This window comes from Nocardia sp. NPDC050175 (assembly GCF_044459885.1).
Classification (GTDB): Bacteria; Actinomycetota; Actinomycetes; order Mycobacteriales; family Mycobacteriaceae; genus Nocardia.
Genome location: NZ_JBITJI010000002.1, coordinates 973,194 through 994,168, shown reverse-complemented (window position 1 = coordinate 994,168; position 20,975 = coordinate 973,194). Strand labels below are relative to the sequence as shown.

General features: G+C 66.6%; 20 protein-coding genes and 1 riboswitch. Of the genes, 6 read left to right on the top strand and 14 right to left on the bottom strand.

Translation table 11 applies throughout. From position 1 onward, the window contains the following. Positions 1–4: 4 nt before the first annotated feature. From ACIBK2_RS09925 to ACIBK2_RS09900, 6 genes are all read right to left on the bottom strand, one after another. Positions 5–859, bottom strand: coding sequence for an alpha/beta fold hydrolase (locus tag ACIBK2_RS09925; protein ID WP_396965521.1), 855 nt, complete (start codon positions 857–859; stop codon positions 5–7). A 122-nt stretch (positions 860–981) separates the two neighbouring features. Then, positions 982–2,244 (bottom strand): acyl-CoA dehydrogenase family protein, encoded by a 1,263-nt coding sequence (locus ACIBK2_RS09920; protein WP_396965519.1) that lies wholly within the window; start codon positions 2,242–2,244, stop codon positions 982–984. 28 nt (positions 2,245–2,272) lie between these two features. Next, entirely contained in the window at positions 2,273–3,151 is an 879-nt protein-coding gene (locus ACIBK2_RS09915; RefSeq protein WP_396965517.1) for an SDR family oxidoreductase, read from the bottom strand. Between the two features lie 89 nt (positions 3,152–3,240). Then, complete coding sequence (locus ACIBK2_RS09910; RefSeq protein ID WP_396965515.1) at positions 3,241–4,119, bottom strand: MaoC/PaaZ C-terminal domain-containing protein; 879 nt, start codon at positions 4,117–4,119, stop codon at positions 3,241–3,243. Next, on the bottom strand, positions 4,116–4,553 hold the full coding sequence (locus ACIBK2_RS09905) for an SRPBCC family protein (RefSeq protein ID WP_379286572.1): 438 nt from the start codon (positions 4,551–4,553) through the stop codon (positions 4,116–4,118). The genes ACIBK2_RS09910 and ACIBK2_RS09905 overlap by 4 nt, the downstream gene beginning before the upstream one ends. 72 nt (positions 4,554–4,625) lie before the next feature. Continuing rightward, entirely contained in the window at positions 4,626–5,882 is a 1,257-nt protein-coding gene (locus ACIBK2_RS09900) for a lipid-transfer protein (protein WP_396965513.1), read from the bottom strand. Positions 5,883–6,315: 433 nt separating this feature from the next. Here ACIBK2_RS09900 and ACIBK2_RS09895 point away from each other — a divergent pair, with 433 nt between their 5' ends. Beyond that, positions 6,316–7,965 carry a purine-cytosine permease family protein gene (locus ACIBK2_RS09895; protein ID WP_396965909.1) on the top strand — a complete coding sequence of 550 codons (1,650 nt, stop codon included), beginning with the start codon at positions 6,316–6,318 and terminating at the stop codon, positions 7,963–7,965. Between the two features lie 41 nt (positions 7,966–8,006). On the opposite strand, the gene ACIBK2_RS09890 is transcribed toward ACIBK2_RS09895, so the two are convergent. From ACIBK2_RS09890 to ACIBK2_RS09875, 4 genes are all read right to left on the bottom strand, one after another. Continuing rightward, a complete protein-coding gene (locus tag ACIBK2_RS09890) occupies positions 8,007–8,651 on the bottom strand; it encodes a TetR/AcrR family transcriptional regulator (RefSeq protein ID WP_396965511.1) in 645 nt (214 codons plus the stop codon). Positions 8,652–8,703: 52 nt separating this feature from the next. After that, a complete protein-coding gene (locus ACIBK2_RS09885; protein ID WP_396965907.1) occupies positions 8,704–9,870 on the bottom strand; it encodes an MFS transporter in 1,167 nt (388 codons plus the stop codon). A 440-nt stretch (positions 9,871–10,310) separates the two neighbouring features. Next, positions 10,311–11,528 carry an NADP-dependent isocitrate dehydrogenase gene (locus tag ACIBK2_RS09880; RefSeq protein ID WP_379286579.1) on the bottom strand — a complete coding sequence of 406 codons (1,218 nt, stop codon included), beginning with the start codon at positions 11,526–11,528 and terminating at the stop codon, positions 10,311–10,313. Between the two features lie 306 nt (positions 11,529–11,834). Further along, complete coding sequence (locus ACIBK2_RS09875; RefSeq protein ID WP_396965509.1) at positions 11,835–13,331, bottom strand: MFS transporter; 1,497 nt, start codon at positions 13,329–13,331, stop codon at positions 11,835–11,837. Positions 13,332–13,464: 133 nt separating this feature from the next. Between ACIBK2_RS09875 and ACIBK2_RS09870 the strand changes: the two genes are divergently transcribed. The 3 genes from ACIBK2_RS09870 (at position 13,465) to ACIBK2_RS09860 (ending at position 16,934) form a co-directional block, all read left to right on the top strand. Then, complete coding sequence (locus ACIBK2_RS09870) at positions 13,465–14,184, top strand: TetR/AcrR family transcriptional regulator (RefSeq protein ID WP_396965507.1); 720 nt, start codon at positions 13,465–13,467, stop codon at positions 14,182–14,184. A 51-nt stretch (positions 14,185–14,235) separates the two neighbouring features. Beyond that, positions 14,236–14,346: riboswitch (SAM riboswitch) on the top strand. Positions 14,347–14,439: 93 nt separating this feature from the next. Continuing rightward, positions 14,440–15,777 carry a bifunctional o-acetylhomoserine/o-acetylserine sulfhydrylase gene (locus tag ACIBK2_RS09865; RefSeq protein WP_396965505.1) on the top strand — a complete coding sequence of 446 codons (1,338 nt, stop codon included), beginning with the start codon at positions 14,440–14,442 and terminating at the stop codon, positions 15,775–15,777. Further along, complete coding sequence (locus tag ACIBK2_RS09860; RefSeq protein ID WP_396965503.1) at positions 15,774–16,934, top strand: homoserine O-acetyltransferase; 1,161 nt, start codon at positions 15,774–15,776, stop codon at positions 16,932–16,934. The genes ACIBK2_RS09865 and ACIBK2_RS09860 overlap by 4 nt, the downstream gene beginning before the upstream one ends. Positions 16,935–17,199: 265 nt before the next feature. On the opposite strand, the gene ACIBK2_RS09855 is transcribed toward ACIBK2_RS09860, so the two are convergent. Then, on the bottom strand, positions 17,200–17,853 hold the full coding sequence (locus ACIBK2_RS09855; RefSeq protein WP_396965501.1) for a TetR/AcrR family transcriptional regulator: 654 nt from the start codon (positions 17,851–17,853) through the stop codon (positions 17,200–17,202). A gap of 164 nt (positions 17,854–18,017) precedes the next feature. On the opposite strand from ACIBK2_RS09855, the gene ACIBK2_RS09850 reads away from it, so the two are divergent. Further along, entirely contained in the window at positions 18,018–18,968 is a 951-nt protein-coding gene (locus tag ACIBK2_RS09850; protein ID WP_396965499.1) for an oxygenase MpaB family protein, read from the top strand. Positions 18,969–19,080: 112 nt separating this feature from the next. Here the strand turns inward: ACIBK2_RS09850 and ACIBK2_RS09845 are convergent, their stop codons facing one another. Then, positions 19,081–19,458 carry a winged helix-turn-helix transcriptional regulator gene (locus ACIBK2_RS09845; protein ID WP_396965497.1) on the bottom strand — a complete coding sequence of 126 codons (378 nt, stop codon included), beginning with the start codon at positions 19,456–19,458 and terminating at the stop codon, positions 19,081–19,083. Positions 19,459–19,527: 69 nt separating this feature from the next. On the opposite strand from ACIBK2_RS09845, the gene ACIBK2_RS09840 reads away from it, so the two are divergent. Beyond that, positions 19,528–20,202: a nitroreductase family protein gene (locus ACIBK2_RS09840; protein ID WP_396965495.1), complete on the top strand. Its 675-nt coding sequence runs from the start codon at positions 19,528–19,530 to the stop codon at positions 20,200–20,202. Here ACIBK2_RS09840 and ACIBK2_RS09835 read toward each other — a convergent pair. Together ACIBK2_RS09835 and ACIBK2_RS09830 are read right to left on the bottom strand one after the other, a co-directional pair. After that, complete coding sequence (locus tag ACIBK2_RS09835) at positions 20,199–20,444, bottom strand: DUF3017 domain-containing protein (protein WP_223885296.1); 246 nt, start codon at positions 20,442–20,444, stop codon at positions 20,199–20,201. The two genes, ACIBK2_RS09840 and ACIBK2_RS09835, sit on opposite strands and share 4 nt — an antisense overlap. A 126-nt stretch (positions 20,445–20,570) precedes the next feature. Beyond that, complete coding sequence (locus ACIBK2_RS09830; RefSeq protein WP_396965493.1) at positions 20,571–20,975, bottom strand: RidA family protein; 405 nt, start codon at positions 20,973–20,975, stop codon at positions 20,571–20,573.

The following is a 20,975-nucleotide window of genomic DNA, read 5'->3' as shown; positions in this document are numbered from 1 at the left end:
CTGCTCAGGACGCGACGTCGGCCTGCTTGCTGTCGGATCGAGGAAATCCCAGTAACAGTCGACAGACCTCGTCGGGCACGTCCAGTTGCGGACAATGGCCGACGCCGGGCAGCGCGACGAACTCGCTGCCCGGCAGCATGGCGTGCAGGGCGCGGCCGACGGAGATCGGGATGATGCGGTCCTTGGTTCCGTGCACGACGAGGACCGGGCAGTTGATGACGAGATCGACGTGGCCCGAAGGGTGTTCGCGGGCGTAGCGAGTGGCGTCCTGGCCGCGCGCGGCGACAGCGGCCATGTCGGGCACCGAACGTACTGCGGTGGTGAGGAATTCGGGGTCGGCGAGCACACCGGGGCCGTAGACGAACAGCGCGACCGCACGCCGGACACCCCAACGCACCAGTGCGGTCGGGATGGGCAGGAGGCCTACGAGGCGGAAGAACAATCGGTATTCACGGAGCAGGCCGACGCGGGCCAGCCAGTGCCTGGCCAAGAGTGGCTCGTCGAGGGAGACCACGGCGGTCACCTCGTCCGGGTGCCGGGCGGCAGCGTGCAGCGCGGTGGCGGCGCCGAGCGAATTACCGACGAGGGCCAGCGGACCGTGCTCGGCGATGATCGCGTCGACGAAATTGTCGAACTGCGGGGTCAGCGGGCCCGGCTCGCGCGGATCCGCCAGGCCGAAGCCGGGGAGGTCGACGGCGAAAGCCGCACGGCCCGCGGCTTCCAGGGCGGTGAGGACGCCGCGCCAAGTGTCCGCGCTGTCGGCGTAGCCGTGCAGCAGCAGGATCGGAGTGCCGGAACCGGCGACGGAGAGGACGCGAGTGTCGACGGCGTTGTAGCGCGCGGTGGTTTCGATGATCATCGGCCGTTGCTCCTTACGAGCTCGCACCAGCACGGTGCGTAGGACCAACGGCGTTTCGATGGTGGAAGCAGGGCATCCCGAGTGCGCACGCCGTTGTAGCGCACCCGGGACCCCGAAAACCGTTAGGCCAGCAGGCCCTTGGCGATGTGCGTCACCTGGATCTCGTTGCTGCCCGCGTAGATCATCAGCGACTTGGCATCGCGCGCAAGCTGTTCCACGCGGTACTCGGTCATGTACCCGTTGCCGCCGAACAGCTGCACCGCCTCCATCGCGACCTCGGTGGCCGCCTCGGACGCGTAGAGCTTCATCGCCGAGGCCTCGGCGAGCGTCGGCGGCTTGCCCGCGCGACCCCGCTCCAACGTGTTGAACACCATGTTCTGCACGTTGATCCGGGCGATCTCCATCTTGGCCAGCTTGAGCTGGACGAGCTGGAAGCGGCCGATCTCCTGGCCCCAGAGCTTGCGGTTCTTCGCGTAATCCAGGCAGAGCCGGTGACATTCGTTGATGATGCCCAACGCCATGAAGGCCACGCCGACGCGTTCGGCGGTGAAGCTGGACCGCGCGCTCTCCCGGCCGTCGCCGCCCTTATGCTCCTCGGTCTCGCCGAGCAGACGGTCCTTGCCGAGGCGGACGTTGCCGAAGAACAGCTCGCCGGTGGGCGAGGCGTGCAGGCCCATCTTCTTGAACGGCTTGCCCTGGGTGAGCCCCTCCATGCCCTTGTCCAGGACGAAGGTGAGCACCTTGCGCTCGCGCTTGTCGCCGCCGTCGCCCTCGTCGAGCTTGGCGTAGACGATCATCACGTCGGCGAACGGGCCGTTGGTGATGAAGGTCTTCTGGCCGTTGAGCAGGTAGTCGTCCCCGTCGCGCCGGACGTAGGTCTTCATGCCGCCGAACGCGTCGGAGCCCGAGTCGGGCTCGGTGATCGCCCACGCCGCAACCTTTTTCATGGTCACGATGTCGGCGAGCCAACGCTCCTTCTGGGCCAGCGTGCCGCGCGACATGATGGTGGTCGCGCCGAGGCCGATGCTGACGCCCATCGCGGTGACCAAACCCATGCAAACACCGGACAGTTCACCGATCACCACCGCCATCAGCGATTCCTGCCCGGCGAACGGGCTACCGCCGGAGGACTTTTCCTTCTTCTTCTCCGGCAGCGGCTCGCCCGCGGCGATGGCCGCCTCTTTGGCGCGCTGCTTGCCGAGCAGCTTCTCCACCGCTTCGCCGCCCATGGCGTCGATCCCGAACTCGCTGAACAGCTTCCGGATGATCGGATATGGCGACAGTTCGCCGCTGTCCAGTGCGTCCAGGTTGGGCCGGATCTCCTTGTCGATGAACGTCCGCACGGCATCGCGGATCAAGACATCGGTCTCGGACCATTCGAACATCGTTGTTCTCCTTATCGTTCCGGCGAGCTCAGGGCAGCCGAGCGGAGATGTCGTCGATCAGCCACGGTCCCTCGGTCTCGATCGTCTTCACATCGTGCCAACCGGCCAGCTCGGAGATGGCACCGCCCTGCACCGCGAACACCTTGCCGGTGATCGGGCACTTGTCCGAGGCGAGGTAGGCCACCAGCGGCGAGATGTTGGCCGGGCTGAAGGCGTCGAACTCGCCGTCTGCCACCTCGTCGGCCTCGGCCGCCATCATGGCGCCCATGCCGGGCGTGGCCAGGGTGAGCCTGGTGCGCGCGATCGGCGCGATGGCGTTGACACGCACGCCGTAGCGGGCCAGTTCGTCGGCCGCGACCAGGGTGAGCGCGGCAATCCCCGCCTTGGCCGCGCCATAGTTGGCCTGGCCCGCGTTCGGCACCGTGGTGCCGGAGGCGGACGCGGTGTTGATCACCGCGGCGTTCGGCTGATTGCCCGCCTTGCTCTGGTCTTTCCAGTAGGCGGCGGCGTGGTGCAGCACGGCGGCGTGCCCCTTGAGGTGCACGGCGATCACCGCGTCCCACTGCGCCTCGTCCAGGCCCGCGATGAACGCGTCGCGCAGGATGCCCGCGTTGTTCACCACGATGTCGAGGCCGCCGAGTTCGGCGACCGCCTGGTCGATGACGTTCTTCGCGCCGTCCCAGGTGGCGATGTTGGCGGTGTTGGCGATCGCCTTGCCGCCTGCGGCGATGATCTCGTCGGCGACCTCTTGCGCGGGCGTGTTGTCGGTTCCCTCGCCCTCGTTGCTGCCGCCGAGGTCATTGACGACCACGGCCGCGCCCTCGCGCGCGAACAGCAAGGCGTGCTCGCGGCCGATGCCGCGACCGGCGCCGGTGATGACGGCTACTCGGCCTTCGAGTGCACCCATCGATGTCTCCTCTTCCTCAAGGTCTGTGCTGAATATTGCGACCGGGCAATGACTTTCGCCGGGACGGCGGAACCGTCCCGGCGAGGGAGTCAATCCGCGATCTCGGCGAGTCCGTCGCTGAGGACCACATCTTCGCCGCGCACGGTCTCGAAGGCGTAGGTGGTGACGCCGTCGGCGGAGCCGACCTTCCAGATGCGGGTCTCCAGGTCATCTCCGGGGAACACCATCTTGGCGAAGCGCACTGCAAAACGCTTGAGCCGGTTGACATCCGACCCGCCGACCTCGGTCAGCACCGCCCAGGACGCGAACGCCATCGTGCACAGACCATGCGCGATGATGCCGGGCAGCCCGGCGTCCTTGGCCACCTGCTCGTCCAGGTGCAGCGGTACCGGATCGCCGGAAGCCGGTGAGTAACGGAAGGTTTGGTCGTCGTCCACGTGCTGCGGCACCACCGCTACCGGCTGCTGCGCCCGCAGGTTCTCGTCGAACTTGTGCGCAGGCGCCGCGGCACCCACCGTCTTGCCCGCGTCGATATTGCGGAAGAAGGCGGTCAGGTACTGCTCATTGACCAGTTCCCCTGCCTCGGTGCGGCATTCGATGAGGATGGTGATGGCCGTGCCGTTGGGCCTGCTGGTGTAACCGGTCGCCTTGGCGCGCGAGACCAGCTGGTCGCCCGGCTGGATGGCGCGGTGGAAGTGGAAGTCCTGCTCGCCGTGCACGACCCGGCCGAAGATGTCCATCGGCGCGACCTCGATCACCGGCATCATCATCGCCTCGAAGACGGGGACGATCGCGAAGACCGGCGAGGCGACCTTGCCCGCCAGGTGTGCCTCGATCGGATCATTGGTGGCGGCGGCATATTCGCCGATCCGCTCGCCTGTCACCTCGAAACGTTCGTCGTCACACCAGGTTTCGAGACCGGCGTCGTCGAACTCGACCAGCCGAGCCGTGGTCGTTTCCGAGGTCATGCCGAAGCCAGGGCGTCGAGCTGCTCGAGGGACTTGTCCAGCTGCTTGAGACCGTCCTTCTCGACCGCCTTGCCGAGCGCACCCTTGATCAGCGCGCCCTCGAAATCACCGGAGACCAGGATGGTGCTGCCGCCGTCGCCCTTGGGCTGGATGTCGAAGGTGAATTCGGTCTTCACGCCGGCCATGCCGGTGCCGCCGAGGGTGAGCTTGCTCGGCTGCTGCACCGAAACCACGGTCCACTCCAGCTTGTTCGCCATGCCGAGCATGACGATCTTGGCGACCAGCTTGGCGCCCTCGGTCAGCACGGCGGGCGGCTCCTCCATGAAGCGCTCGTGGATGGTGAACCACTTGTCCCAGGTGTTCGGGTCGGAGACGACCGTCCAGAGCGCCTCGGGGGTGGCGTTGACGTCTTTGGTGGCTTCGATGTGTCCCATGAGTTAGCTCCTCGTCGAGTTTCGTTGTGCGAGTTCAGCAGTCAGCGCTTAGTTGAATGTCGCTGCTGGAGTTCAGCGCTCGGCGCGCCGGTAGGCGGTCACGACCGCGGCACCGCCGAGGCCGATGTTGTGCTGCAGGCAGGCGGTGACGTTGTCGACCTGACGCTTGTCGGCGGTGCCGCGCAGCTGCCAGGTGAGCTCGGAGCACTGCGCCAGACCCGTTGCGCCGAGCGGATGCCCCTTGGAGATCAGGCCGCCGGAGGGGTTCACCACCCACTTGCCGCCGTAGGTGGTCAGGTTGTCGTCGATCAGCTTTCCGGCCTCGCCCTCGCCACACAGGCCGAGCGCCTCGTAGGTCAGCAGCTCGTTCGCCGAGAAGCAGTCGTGCAGCTCGATGACCTGGAAGTCCTCGGCGCCGAGCCCGGCCTGCTCGTAGACCTTGCGCGCCGCCTGCACGGTCATGTCGTAGCCGACGAGGTTCTTGGCGGTCTCGTCGAAGGTCGACTTGTAGTCGGTGGTCATGGCCTGGCCGACGATCTCCACCGCCTGCGCGGCCAGGTTGTGCTTGTCCACGAACGCCTCGCTGGCCAGGATGACCGCGCCGGAGCCGTCGGAGGTCGGCGAGCACTGCAGCTTGGTGAGCGGGTCGTAGATCATCCGCGAGCCGAGGATGTCGTCCATCGAATACTCGTCCTGGAACTGCGAATACGGGTTGTTCACCGAGTGCTTGTGGTTCTTGTAGCCGATCTTGGCGAAGTGTTCGGCGGTGGTGCCGTACTGCTTCATGTGCTCGCGGCCGGCCGCGCCGAACATCCACGGCGCCACCGGGAACAGCACCTCGGAGATCTCGGCGAGCGCCATGATGTGCCTGGCCATCGGCTGCTCGCGGTCGTCCCAGGTGGAGCCGAGCGAGCCCGGCTGCATCTTCTCGAAGCCGAGCGCCAGCGTGCATTCGGCGAGGCCGCCCCGAATCGACTGTGCCGCAAGGTAAAGCGCGGTCGAGCCGGTGGAACAGTTGTTGTTGACGTTGACCACCGGGATGCCGGTCATGCCGAGCTCGTAGACCGCGCGCTGGCCGGAGGTGGATTCGCCGTAGACGTAGCCGACATAGGCCTGCTCGACCAGGTCGTAGGCGATGCCGGCGTCGGCGAGCGCCTTGGTCCCGGACTCCCGCGCCATATCCGGGTAATCCCAATCGGTGCCGTCTTCGTTCTTGCGGCGGCCCGGCTTTTCGAACTTCGTCATGCCGACGCCGACGACATATACCCGCCTCGCGACGCGAGTCGATGAGGGGTGGTGGTCGGGTGACGGGTGGGCCTTGTTCGCCATCGAACTCCTCAGGTTGTGCCTGTCCCCGGCGCCCCGCCGGGTGCTGCTCGCATGCGGGCAGCGGTGGGCCGATCCGTCCGGATCCAGCTGAAAACAAACATACAGAGATGTATGTAAGTACGCAAGGTTGTCACCGTTACCGCAGGTTGCGGATATCGAATAGCCAGGTGGTAGCACTCAGCCGGAGACATACAGCCGGAGGTGTATGTATCGCCAGTACCTGCTGGTACGCAGCAGGTTGCCGGGGCGGGCCGCAGCGGCGAATCCGTTGCTGTGACGTGGCTCACCGCCTCGGATGCCGTAACAGCCGCGTAATCGTTCGGAAATTCCCCGTCCACAACCGTGTACGACCGTCGAATGGTTGCAGTTATCGGTGCGGGGATGAGGAGTAAACGTGGTCGAGCTCGATACCCGATCGTCGAATTCCGACGGGATCGCCGCGGCGCTAGAGCTCGATGATTCCGCTTCGCTGCGCTCAGCGAAAGAGACTCTCGAGGACTACACGCTGCGGTTCGCGCCACGGAGCTACCGGAAATGGAGTCCGGCCGTGGTCGGGATCTCCGCCCTCGGCGGCATCGCCTACCTGGCCGACTTCGCCATCGGCGCGAATATCGGCATCGCGCACGGCACCGGGAACGCGCTGCTCGGCATCGGCTTCTTCGCGATCGTCATCATGGTGACCGGATTTCCGCTCGCCTATTACGCGGCGCGCTACAACCTCGATCTCGACTTGATCACGCGCGGTAGCGGATTCGGTTATTACGGCTCGGTGCTCACCAACGTCGTATTCGCGTCGTTCACCTTCATTTTCTTCGCGCTGGAAGGGTCGATCATGGCCCAGGGGCTGGAACTCGGTCTTGGCGTACCGCTTTGGCTCGGCTACCTGGCCTCGACTCTCCTCATCTTCCCGCTGGTCATCTACGGCATGAACACGCTGGCCAAACTGCAGGTCTGGACGACTCCGCTGTGGCTGTTGCTGATGGTGCTGCCGTTCGGCTTCCTACTGGTGCGCCATCCGGATTCGGTGTCGTCGTTCTTCGCCTACGGCGGCGAAAATGGTTCCGGAGTAAGCCTTTCCGGCACGCTGCTCGCCGCTGGCGTGTGTCTTTCGTTGATCGCGCAAATCGCCGAGCAGATCGACTACCTGCGCTTCATGCCGCCGCGCACGCCGGAGAACGCGCGCAAGTGGTGGGGCTGGATGCTGCTGGCCGGACCGGGCTGGGTGGTCTTCGGCGCGCTCAAGCAGGTGGTCGGGCTGTTCCTCGCGGTGTATCTGATCGCGAATCTGCCTGCCGCGCAGGGCATCGCGAACCAGCCGGTGCACCAGTTCCTGGAGATCTACCGCGACATGGTGCCCAGCTGGCTGGCCATGACGCTGGCCGTGGTGCTCGTGGTGATCAGTCAGATCAAAATCAATGTCACCAACGCGTATTCGGGGTCGCTGGCCTGGACCAACTCCTACACCCGGGTCACCAAGTCCTACCCAGGCCGGCTGATCTTCCTCGCGGTGAACCTGGTGATCGCGCTGATCCTGATGGAAGCCAACATGTTCGACTTCCTCAACAACATCCTCGGCTTCTACGCCAACTGCGGCATCGCCTGGATCGTCACCGTCGCAACGGATATCGCGGTCAACAAGTATCTGCTGAAGATCTCGCCGAAGCAGCCGGAGTTCCGCCGCGGCATGCTCTACGACTTCAACCCCGTCGGCCTGGTCGGGTTCGGCCTCTCGGCGGTGCTGTCGATCATGACGTTCTTCGGCGTCTTCGGTGACCTGCTGAAGCCGTACTCCCCCATCGTCGCGCTGGTGGTCGCGTTCGTCGCCACCCCCCTCACCGCGATCGCCACCAAGGGCAAGTACTACCTGCGGCGCAGCGACGACGGCATCGACCTGCCGATGTTCGACGAGCACGGCAACCCGTCCGGCGAGACGCTGACCTGCCACGTGACCGGACTGGAATTCGAACGCCCCGACATGATCGCCTCGGCCATCCCCGGTCCCGAAGGCGAAATCCAGTACATCAGCTCACTCGCCCTCTCCACCGACAAGGACGGTCAGCACCTGCTCCCCCAGCAGCACTGACCTCGAGCGGGACATGGGCACCCCCATGTCCCGCCGGTCGGTCAGTCGGCCGCGCGGACGTCGGCGAGTGCGGCTTCGGCGATGTTGCGCAGATGAGCGGTCGCGCGACGCCAACGGCGTTGGGCGCGTTCGTTATCGGGGTCGACGAAGTTGGAGACGAGGATGCCGCGCAGGGCGTCCATCGCGGTGTAGATGAAGTCACGGGCCTCTTTGCGCCGGATCTCGTCCGGGACGAAGCGAGCCACCGCCATCAGGACGGCGTTGTTGACGAACGGCTCCACCTTCTCCATCGCGGCGGCCAGCACCGGATCGGTGCGGCCTGCCACCCACAGTTCGACGGTCGCGATGAACAGCGGGCCCTGGTGCAGTTCCCACAGGAATTCCAGCGCGGCGGCGACCGGATCATCGCCGCGCTCGACCTTGGCCATCTCCCGCATCGCGGTCTCGGCGCGCAGTTGCGCCAGGTGACTGATCGCGGCGACCACCAGGTCGGTCTTGGAACCGAAGTGGTGCACCTGCGCGCCGCGGGTGACCCCGGCGCGTTCGGCGACCCGCGGCGTGGTGGTGCCCGCGTAGCCGTACTCGACCAGACAGTCGATGGTCGCGTCGAGCAGCCGGGTGCGCATCTCGGTGCTGCGTTGCTCCTGGGTGCGGCGCTGCGGTTTCGCGACTTCGATCCTGGCCATCCGGCGATTCTACACTTACATACAGCTCTGTATGTTCAGATGAAGGGCGGCGTCAGGCCACCAGCGCCGCCGCCGCGACCAGGCGAGCGTCGCGACGGGCCGCGTAGATGGTGATCGCGAACAGCAGCACACCGACCACGGCGAGGCCGGCCCCGACCATGGCGGGCGCGGTGTAGCCGAGCCCGGCCGCGATCACGGCGCCGCCGAGCCATGCGCCGGCGGCATTGGCGATGTTCAGTGCGGCGTGGTTCAACGCGGCGGCGAGGGTCTGCGCCTCGTGCGCCACGTCCATCAGCCGGGTCTGCAGTCCGGGCGCCAGCGACGCGCCGGTCGCACCGACCAGAAACGCGCCGATCGCGGCGGTGTACGGATTGTGCGCCGCCGCAACGAATACGGCGAGAATGACGGCCATGCCGATCATCGAGGCGTAGATCGCCCGATCGACACCCTTATCGGCGAGCACGCCGCCGACGATGTTGCCGACCACCATGCCGACACCGAACAGCATCAGCACGATAGGCACCAGCCCGGCCGACATACCGGCGACGCTGGTGAGAGTGGTGGTGATGTAGGTGTAGACGGCGAACATGCCGCCGAAGCCGATCGCGCCGACCAGCAGGGTCAGCAGCACCTGGGGACGGCGCAGCGCGCCGAGTTCGGTCATCGGGTTGGTCATCGTGATGCCGGTGAGCTCCGGCACGTACCTGATCAGGGCGGCTACCGTCGCCAGCCCGATCACCGCGACCACCACGTAGGCGTCGCGCCAGCCGAGATGCTGGCCGAGCCAGGTGGCTGCGGGAACGCCGACAACATTGGCGGCGCTCAACCCGAGCATAACCGCGGCAACCGCTTTTGCGCGCTGCCCCACCGGGGCCAGCGTGGCGGCGGCGAGCGACGCGACGCCGAAGTACGCGCCGTGCGGCAGGCCGGAGACGAACCGGGCGAGCACCAGGGTGTGGAAGGTCGGCGCGACCACGGTCGCCACATTGCCCAGCGTGAACGCCGCCATCAACGCGATGAGCAACTTCTTGCGGGAAACCCGCGCGCACAGGGCGGCGATCAGCGGCGCGCCGATCACCACGCCGAGCGCGTACGCCGACACCGCGTGCCCCGCGGTCGGCTCGGAAACACCCATGGCGCGCGCGATATCCGGCAGCAAACCCATGGTGACGAATTCTGTTGTGCCGATACCGAACCCGCCGAGCGCCAGCGCGAGCATGGCAGGCATATGCCAAGTCGTCCGCGCAGGCTCGGGGCGTGCGGGGGCCTGGGAGGCGAGGGGTGTGGTCACGTATCCATGAAACGCCTCAACAGGCGGTTTCGCTTCCCAAGTAAACGTGAGTTGAGACACGCTAACAAACAAGAAAACGTGCAGGTCAGCATGTAAAAACGCGCAATAGGGACACGCCTCGCCCCACCACCTGGCAAATTCCATTCGGAAACAACCTCGTACCCGAAGCAGCCCGGGCAGCCGGGCGACCCGATGTGGTCAGCGTCATCCCGCCTCGGATTCGCTTCCGGCGTCGAGCCATTCAACTACTCGACGAACCTATCCGTCCCCGGAAAACAGTCCGGGCACCCGTACCACCGTGTGGTGCGGGTGCCCGTAAGGTTCATCACCCGGCGCCGGATTCGCTTCCAGCGCCGGGTATTACCTGGTCAGCGGAGAGCGCGGGCCAGGTTGGCGTCGAGCGCGCCGAGGAATTCCTCGGTGCTCAGGTAACCCTGGTCGCCACCGACCAGCGACGCGAGGTCCTTGGTCATCTGACCGCCTTCGACGGTCTTGATGACGACATCCTCGAGGGTCTGCGCGAAGCCGATCACCTCGGGGGTGTTATCGAGCTTGCCGCGGTGCTCGAGCCCGCGCGTCCAGGCGAAGATCGACGCGATCGGGTTGGTGGAGGTCGGCTTGCCCTGCTGGTGCTGGCGGTAGTGCCGGGTGACGGTGCCGTGCGCGGCCTCCGCCTCACAGGTCTTGCCGTCCGGGGTCAGCAGCACCGACGTCATCAGGCCGAGCGAGCCGAAGCCCTGCGCCACGGTGTCGGACTGCACGTCACCGTCGTAGTTCTTACAGGCCCAGACGTAACCGCCCTCCCACTTCATGGAGGAGGCGACCATGTCGTCGATCAGGCGGTGCTCGTAGGTCAGGCCCGCCGCGTCGAACTGGGTCTTGAACTCGGCATCGAACACGTCCTGGAACGTGTCCTTGAACATGCCGTCGTACGCCTTGAGGATGGTGTTCTTCGTGGAGAGATACACCGGGTAGTTCTGCTGCAGGCCGTAGTTGAACGAGGCCCGCGCGAAATCGATGATCGACGCCTTGAAGTTGTACATGCCCATGACGACGCCGCCGTCCTCGGGCATCTTCACGACCTCGTGCTGGATCGGCTCGCTGCCGTCCTCCGGCGTGAAGGTGATGGTGACCGAACCGGCCTGATACACCTTGAAATCGGTGGCGCGGTACTGGTCGCCGAACGCGTGACGGCCGATGATGATCGGCTTGGTCCAGCCGGGCACCAGGCGCGGCACGTTGGAGATGATGATCGGCGCACGGAAAATGGTGCCGCCGAGGATGTTGCGGATGGTGCCGTTGGGCGACCGCCACATCTTCTTCAGGCCGAATTCCTCGACGCGCGCCTCGTCCGGCGTGATGGTGGCGCACTTGACGCCGACGCCGTGGCGCTTGATCGCCTCTGCCGCGTCGACGGTGACCTGGTCGTCCGTCTTATCCCGGTACTCGATGCCCAGGTCGTAGTACTCGAGATTCACATCGAGATACGGGTGGATCAGCTTGTCCTTGATGAACTGCCAGATGATCCGGGTCATCTCGTCGCCGTCGAGTTCGACGACGGTACCTTCAACCTTGATTTTGGACATGGATCTTCGTGTCCTCCTAGGATGGTGCCCTCATTGCACGGCCAGGTGAACACGCTTGTGAGCGGACCCCAGCTGTTCCAACAGACAACGTATATGCCCCGCGTTGTCCGCGAGACGTGTGGTGCAAACAAGACAAGCGTACTGCTGCCGATGATCGTGGTGTGCGGGCAGCCCCCCGAGTGAGAAACCCCACGAACTTACTGACTGGTAGGTCATTCCGCAATTCCCAGGTCGCCCCGCCCAACGACCGCGGTCCGCGCAGCGCCGAACTGGCGATACGCGGACCGAGGGGTATTACTGCGAAATTCAGACGCCGACGTGGACCGGGCGCGCCCCGTCCTCGGAACCCTCGATGAGGTTCTCCGGCCGGTCCCTGATCATGAACGCGATCACCGGAACGGCGGCAAGGAAGAATCCGGCGCCGACGTAGAACGCCACGTCGTAGCTGTGGATCGAGGCGCGGTCGATCAGGTTGTCGATCGTGGCGTGACTCTCCGCATAGGACTTGGCCGTCTGCACCGAGATGGTCGTCAGCAGCGCCGTGCCGACCGCGCCGCCGACCTGCTGCGCCGCGTTGAGCAGCGCACTGGCCACGCCGGAATCCGCCTCCTCGACCTGATGCAGCGCGACGGTCTGCATGCCGACGAACAGCGGCCCCATGCCGAGCGCGATCAGCACCTGTGCGGGCAGCACGCTCGACGCGTAGCTGTCGCCGAAGCCGAGCTGGGCCAGCCACAGCAGGCCGAGCACACCGAGCACCGCACCGACCACCATCAGCGGACGCGGGCCGAGCTTCGGCAGCAGCGCACTGGTGACACCCGCGGAGATCGCGATGCCTGCCGGGAACGGCAGGAACGCGAAACCGGCCTTCAGCGACGAGTAGCCCAGGGTGATCTGGAAGTAGTAGCTGAGGAACAGGAACATCGCGAACATGGCGATCGGAACAAGCAGCGCGGCGAGGAACGCGCCACCGCGGTTGATCTCACCCGGAATATGCAGCGGCAGTAGCGGATTGGCCGAGCGCCGTTCGATCACGACGAAGGCGATCAGCAGCGCGGCCCCGGCGATGAGCAGGCCGAGGGTGCTGCCGGACAGCCAGCCGTCCTCGGCGGCCCGGCTGAAGCCGTACACGATCGAGATCAGGCCGAGCGTCACGGTGACCGCGCCTGGCACGTCGTAGCCGCCGGTCCGCGGCGTCGGCACGTCCTTGACCACCCACGCCAGCGCGCCGACCAGGGCGAGCAATGCGATCGGGGTGTTCACCAGCAGGCACCAGCGCCACGAGGCGTACTCGGTGAGCGCGCCACCGGCGATCAGGCCGAGCGCGGCGCCACCGGCGGAGATACCGGCGAACACGCCGAACGCGGTGGCCCGCTCGCGCGCCTCGGTGAAGGTCACCGACAGCAGCGACAACGCCGCGGGTGCGAGCAAGGCCGCGAACGCGCCCTGCAACGCGCGCCCGGCGAACATCTCCGCGCCGTTCTGCGCGAGACCGGCAAGTGCCGACGCGGCGGCGAAGCCGACCAGGCCGATGATGAACATCCGGCGTCGGCCCAGGTAGTCGGCCAGCCGACCACCGAGCAGCAGCAGGCCGCCGAAGATCAGCGTGTAAGCGGTCAGCATCCACTGCTTGTTGCCGTCGCTGATGCCGAGATCAGCCTGGGCGAAGGGCAGTGAGATGGTCACGATGGTGGCGTCCAGAACCACCATGAGCTGGGCCAATGCGATCACGCCCAGGGCGAACCAGCGGGCCGAGCTGCCTTGTTTTACCGGAACTTCTACTGCTGTCGCAGTCTCGGTCACCGTCGTCTCCTCTTCGTAGGAAGTGCTTGGCTATCCTGTCATCAGACGACATTTGGCGTCAAGAGAAAAATGTCGTGCTGCGACATTTGACGGTTACGGACACGAAAACACTGGGTTGCGATAAGGTGGGAACATGCTCGAGTCACCGACGCCGACGAGCGCGAGTGCCGCAGCGCACACCCCTGCGAGCGCCGCGCCGACCGCACATCCCGGCCTGCGCGAGCGCAAGAAGCAGCAGACCCGATTGCGGATCATCGAGGTCGGGCTGACCCTGTGCGACACACAGGGTTTCGACGCGACGACGGTCGAGCAGATCGCCAACGCCGCGGACATCTCGCCGCGCACGATCAACCGGTACTTCGACAGCAAAGAGGACATCGTCCTCGGGCCGGTGCAGGACTTCGGCCAGGCGGTGGCGGAGGCGCTGCGCCAACTTCCGGTCACCGACAACGAACTGGAATCGCTGCGCACGGCATTCCTGCGGGTGATCGACCGAGCCGTCAGCGAACCAGGCGGCGGGCCGATCTCGTTCCGGCAATTCCAGCAGATGCAGCGGATCGTGCGCAGCAGTCCCGCGGTCAGCGCGCGCAGCATCGAGCACGCCGACAACAAGAACATCGCGATCGCCGCGGTGGTCGCCGAGCGACTCGCCACCACGCCGTGCGCGCTCCCGGTGCGGCTGATCCTCGGCTCCTGGCAGCTCATCAACCACCTCGCCATGGAGTGCGGTGAGAGCATGTTCGACTACGACGATCTGCACGACGCCGCGACGGCAGGCCGGAAGTCGTTCTGCGCGGCCTTCGATGAGTTCGTTCGAGTCTGCGGCGGCGCGCGGACCAGCACTTCCGGCTGAGTTCGCGGATAGGTTTCAACCGTCGCGCGGCGTCCGGTTATGATGCCCTCAGGTCATGAGTGCCAGCGCGAAGCCCCGGCTTGCTGGACGGCAACCCTCCAGCAGCGGTGGGGTGCTCCGGGTGATGACCGGGCTCTCGAAGGTCGAGAGCAAGCGCGCTTTCAGGAGGTTCCCGAAATGTGTTGTTGTCCTTCGCCCAAATCCCGATAACCCCCGTAGTTCTGGCGAACAACCTTTTCCTTTGGAGCAAAGCTCATGAGTGATTCCACCGTGCCCGCGGCTGAGGTCGATCCCACCGCGCAGTGGTCCTTCGAGACCAAGCAGGTGCACGCGGGACAGGCACCGGACAGCACCACCGGTGCCCGGGCCCTGCCCATCTACCAGACCACCTCGTACGTCTTCCGCGACACCGATCACGCCGCCGCGCTGTTCGGGCTCGCCGAGCCGGGCAACATCTACACCCGGATCATGAACCCCACCCAGGACGTCGTCGAGCAGCGCGTCGCCGCGCTCGAAGGCGGTGTCGCCGCACTGCTGCTGGCCTCCGGCCAGGCCGCGGAGACGTTCGCGATCCTGAACCTGGCGTCCTCGGGCGACCACATCGTGTCCAGCCCGCACCTCTACGGCGGCACCTACAACCTCTTCCACTACTCGCTGCCCAAGCTCGGCATCGAGGTGTCCTTCGTCGACGATCCCGACGACCTGGACCAGTGGCGCGCCGCGATCCGGCCGAACACCAAGGCGTTCTACGGCGAGACCATCGCCAACCCGAGTAGCGCCATCTTCGACCTTCCCGGTATCTCCGCCATCGCGCACGAGGCCGGGCTGCCGCTGATCGTGGACAACACGGTGGCCACCCCGTATCTGATCCAGCCGCTGGCGCACGGTGCCGACATCGTCGTGCACTCGGCGACCAAATACCTCGGCGGGCACGGCTCGGCGGTGGCCGGCGTGATCGTCGACGGCGGCAACTTCGACTGGACGGTGACCGACGCGCAGGGACAGCCGCGCTTCCCCGGCTTCACCACCCCGGACCCCAGCTACCACGGCGCGGTGTTCGCCGATCTCGGCGCGCCCGCCTTCGCGCTCAAGGCGCGCGTGCAGCTGCTGCGCGACTTGGGCTCGGCCATCTCGCCGTTCAACGCGTTCCTGATCAGCCAGGGCATCGAGACGCTGAGCCTGCGGGTCGAGCGGCATGTCGCCAACGCCAAGGCGGTGGCCGAATTCCTGACCGAGCAGCCGGACGTCACGAAGGTCATCTACGCGGGCCTGCCGGACTCGCCGTGGTACGAGCGCGCGCAGCAGCTGGCGCCGAAGGGGCCCGGCGCGATCGTCTCCTTCGAGCTGCGCGGTGGTGTCGATGCGGGCAAGAAGTTCGTGGACGGATTAGCCCTGCACAGCCATGTGGCTAACATCGGAGATGTGCGCTCTCTCGTGATTCACCCCGCGTCGACCACACATTCGCAGCTGACGCCCGACGAGCAACTGCTCGCAGGCGTCACTCCGGGCCTGGTCCGCTTGGCGGTGGGGATCGAGGGAATCGAGGACATCCTGAGCGACCTGCGGGCCGGTTTCGCGGCGGCGGCGACGTGACCTTGAGTACCGAACCGAGTTTCGCCCGTTCGTCCGGGGTGGCCCTGCCACCCCCGGACGGGCGGCTCGGCATCATCGCCATCGGGGACGTGCGGCTGGAGAGCGGTGCGGTCATTCCGCAGGTGCATCTCGCGGTGCAGCGGTGGGGCGAGCTCTCGCCCACGCTGGACAACGTGGTGCTGGTCGAGCACGCGCTGACCGGCGACTCGCACGTGGTCGGGCATCCGGACGACATTCATCAGCTGCCCGGCTGGTGGGACGGGATGGTCGGGCCGGGCTGTCCGCTCGACACCGACCAGTGGTGCGTGATCGCGACGAACGTGCTCGGCGGCTGCCAGGGCAGCACCGGGCCCTCGACCCTGGCGCCCGACGGAAAGCCTTGGGGCGCACGGTTTCCGGAGATCTCCATCCGCGACCAGGTGGCCGCCGAGGCGGCGCTGATCGACCTGCTCGGCATCGAGCGGCTGGCCGCCGTGGTCGGCGGGTCGATGGGCGGTATGCGGGTACTCGAGTGGATGGTCGGCGCGCCGGATCGGGTCGGCTCCGCGCTGGTGCTGGCCGTCGGTGCCCGCGCCACCGCGGACCAGATCGGCACGCAGACCACCCAGATCGCGGCGATCAAGGCCGATCCGGACTGGCAGGGCGGCGATTATCACGACACCGACCGCGCGCCGATGGCCGGCATGGGCATCGCCCGGCGCATCGCGCACCTGACCTATCGCACCGAGGACGAGCTGGACCACCGGTTCGAGAACGGCGCGCAGGGCGCCGAGGATCCGTGGCGCGGCGGCCGGTACGCGGTGCAGAGCTACCTCGACCACCAGGCCGACAAGCTTTGCGGGCGTTTCGATCCCGGCACCTACGTGCTGCTGACCGAGGCGATGAACCGGCACGACATCGGCCGCGGCCGCGGCGGCGTGCGAGCGGCGCTGGCCGCGACGCCGGTGCCGTGCGTGGTCGGCGGCGTCGACTCCGATCGGCTGTACCCGCTGCGCACGCAGCAGGAACTGGCCGAGGGATTGCCGGGCTGCGACGGCCTGGAGGTCGTGCACTCGCGCGACGGACACGACGGCTTCCTCACCGAAGCCGCGGCCGTGTCCAAGCTGCTGACCGAAACCATGCGGCTGGCTCAGCAGAGCCGTCAACCCACCCGCTGAATCCACTCGAACGCAGCGCCTTTCGCCGCGCTGAGATTCGCGTGCCGCGCACCGATTGGCGCGCTGCGCCTGAAACAGTCGGCAATTTCGCGCGCATCGCGCGATTTCATGCGCACCATGGGAATTGGTGCGCGCGGCCGGTCGGCGGGTGCGGCGCGCACTGGTTTGGCTGCCGCGCACCGATTCGCGCGGTGCGATGGAAACAGCTGGCGAATTTGCGCGCATCGGGCGAATTTGCGCGCATGATGCGAATTGGTGCGCGCGGCTAGTCGGTGGTGGGTGCGCCGACTAGTAGTTGGACGATGGCGTGGACGAATCCTTGGAGGCGTTCGCGGGGGTATTCGTCGGGCTCGCTGACGGCTAGGCGGCCGAGCATTTCGGCTACCTGTAGCAGCGAGTTGGCGAGAAGGCCGGAATCTACTCCGGCCCAACGGGGTTCGAGTGCGGTGCCGATGCGGACCAGGGCTTCGGCCTGGTCGAAGATGTCGGCGCGGGAATTGCGCAGTGCCTCACGGTATTCGTCGGGTGCGTTGCCGGGACCGGCGAGGATCAGGCGCCAGCGGGTCGGATTCTCCAGTGCCACACCGACGAACGCCTCGACGGTGGCCGAGGCGGCGACGACCGGGTCGGCGCCCATCAGGTCGGTCGGCAGCGTCTCGGCGACCTGTTCGAGGCCGCGTTCGCGTTCCCGTTCCAGCAGCGCCGCAACGAGTTCCGCGCGGGTCTTGAAAACGGTGTAGAGCACCGGCTTGCCGACGCCCGCCTCCTGCGCGACCGCCTCCATGCTCAGCTCGTGCAGTTCCATCCGGCTGAGCACCGCGAAGGCGGCGTCGAGCAGCTGGGCGCGGCGCTGCTCGGGTGGCAGGCGTGGCGCGTAGCGCCTGCGCGGCTTATCCGCCGCGGTACGCGATGTCGTCACTGCCGCTGCACCTCCATGCGGTCCATCCTGACAGCATCCCGGTCTCGATCCCGCATCCCGTCCGACACAAATGCTACGCAACCGTTGTATTCATTGCCAGCAATTGCTACGGTTGCGTTGTATTCACCCCCGGTGCCGGGGCGATCACCGCAAAGGAGCACGTGATGCACTTCGATCCGACCACCCTGCGCCGGGACGACTACGGGTTCTTCGGCCCCGATTCGCCCAGCTGGAAGGTCTGGACCGCGCCGACCGCGGTCATCGGCTTCCAGCGCGCCGTCGTGCTCGAGCACTTCGATCCGTTCCTCACCGCGGCCGTCGCGGACTCGCGCGGCATCTACAGCGACCCGCGCAAGCGCCTCGATCACACCTTCTCCTACTTCCTGATCGCCGCGATCGCCGACGGACGCACCGCCATCCAGGCGGCCGAGCACCTCACGCAGATCCACGCGCCGATGACCGGCATCGAACCGATCAGCGGGAACCGCTACAGCGCGAACAGCCCGGACACCCAGCTGTGGATCCACATCACCGGGTGGCACTCGGTGCTCAAGGCGTACGAAATGTTCGGGCCCGGTCTGACACCGGAAGAAGAGACGCGCTTCTGGCAGGAGTGCGCCATCGCGGCCGAACTGCAGACCTGCAAGCCGGAGGATGTGCCTCGCTCGCGCGAGGAAGTGCGCGCGTACTACGAGCGGGTGCGACCTCGGCTGTGCACCTCCGAGCGGGCGGAGGAGGGCATGCACCATCTGCTGTGGACCTCACCGCGCAATGGCGCGGGCATCTCGTATTTCATTGGGAGCAGGCTGCTTTCGCTGGCGTCGGTCTCGACGCTGCCGAAGTGGATGCGCAAGCTCGGACGTTTCGATCGGTGGGGCATCGTCGATCTCGCGGTTCGGCTGCCCGCCAAGATACTGGTCTGGGGATTCAGCCGATTCAACTCGTTCGGACTGCTTGTCGCGGCGCCGTTCGTCGCGCCGATGGCGGGGCAGATCCTGAAGGAGCACATCAACGCGGAGCCGCCGACCCGGCTGGAGACCGTCACGCCGACCGAGGCGCGCGCGTTGTACGGCAGTCGATCCGGACGCGCGGCACTGGTCGCCGAGCCCGCCTGAGTTTCGGGACTCGCCCGCCGCATCGAGGGGTGCGGCGGGCGGTTCACCGAATTGGTTTCCGCCGCAGCGGAATCTGCGATCCCGGCGCCGGATGACGTAGGGCCTGCCCGCGTCAGCGCGCGGCCGAGCGGCGCGCCTGTTCGATCAGGTTGATGTTGGTTTCGATCCAATCGCGCAGTGCCGCAATCGGTGTACGCAAGCTGTGGCCGAGTTCGGTGAGTGTGTATTCGACCCGCGGCGGCACGGTGGGATGCACGGTGCGCGTGAGGAATCCGTCAGTCTCCAGCTCGCGCAGGGTCTGCGTCAACATCTTCTGCGAGATGCCTTCGATGCGCTTGTACAGATCGGTGTAGCGCATGGTGCCGTCGGCCAGGGCGTCGACGATCAGCACCGTCCACTTACCCGCGAGGCGGTCGAGCACATGACGGGTCGGGCATTTGGCCGAGTAGATGTCGGCGGGCAGATCGGAGCCATCGATGAGCGTGCGCACCTTCGCGAGTGTAACGCACAATTAAGTGCCTTCTTCCTATTAGAGTGCCACTCTCCGATAGTAAGAATTATGAAACAACAGACACTTTCGGTGCCCGCCGCGATCCGCGCCCGCCGTACCACTCGCCACTTTCAGCCCGCATCCATCGCGCCGGAGCTGATCGATGAGCTGCTGGATCTTGCGGTGCAGGCGCCGAGCGCGTGGAACATGCAGGACCGCTCGATCGTCGTGGTCACCAGCGAAGCCGGGCGGCAGGCGTTGTCGAAGGCCGCGTTCGGCCAGCCGCAGCCGCTGGAGGCGCCGGTCGTCCTGGTCTTCGTCGCCGATCCGACGGCCTGGCAGGACGGCAATGCCGATATCGCCGAACTGGCAGGCCGCAACGGCGCGTGGAACGCCGAGTTCACCGCGATGTTCAACTCGCGCAGCGAGTTCCACGCGCTGCGGGAACGCGGGCTGCTGCGCGAGAACGCCGTGAAGAACGCGATGATCGCGGCCACCTACGTCATGCTCGCCGCCACCAGCCTCGGCTTGTCCTCGGCCCCGATGAACGGCTGGGACCCCGACCTGGTCAAGCAGGCCATCGGCATCGGCGACCGCGACGAGCTCGCCATCGCGGTCCTGGTCGCAGTTGGTTACAGCGACGCCACCCCACCGCACCCCGGTCGCCGCCCCCGCGATCGGGCGGTATTCACGGAGCAGTACGCGGCGGACCCCTTGCGCGCCAACGGTTACCGGGTGGGTTAGCCGACGCCGAGGGTGTTGATGGTGGCGGCGATGAAGACGATGGCGGAGCCGAGCAGGGTCAGCGCGCCGACGTCGAAGGGCTTGCTGCGCACGGCGAGCAAGCCCACCCGCGCGGTCGGCAGGCACAGGCGGAACGCCGCGGCGAGCAGGGTCGCGCCGCCGAAGAACAGCGCGCCGCGGCGCCACCGATCCTGGGCCACGAACACGATCGCCACCGCGATGACCAGCGTCACGACGACCATCGGCAGGTGGCAGCGCAGGAACTGGGCGCCCAGGTTGCTGCCTGCCCGCTGGTCCGCGGTGGTCGTGTCGGCATCGGTCACCCCCCGATTCTTACAGACTCTCCCCACTTCGCGCCGTCGACGGGCTCAGTCGGCGACCGCGACGCCCTCGATCTCGATGAGGTGTTCCGGGGTGAACAACGCGGCGACGCCAACGAGGGTGACCGCTGTTTCGGGAAACTCGTAGTACTCGCGGGCGGCGGCACCCGCCGCACCGAGCGCCTCGAATTTCGATGGATCCCAATCCACCACATAGAACCGGACGCTGACGAGGTCAGCGGCCTTGCCGCCCGCCGCCTCCAGCGCGCGACCCACATTGATCAGGGCCTGCGTGGTCTGGGCGGCCAGACCACCCTCGACGACTCGACCCGACGCGTCGGTGCCGACCTGCCCGGAAATGTGAATGATCCTGCTGCCGGTCGCCGACGTCGCGTGCGCGAAGCCCGGTGCAGGTGGTTGCGAGTCCGCCGGATTATGCGATGTAGTGCCCAT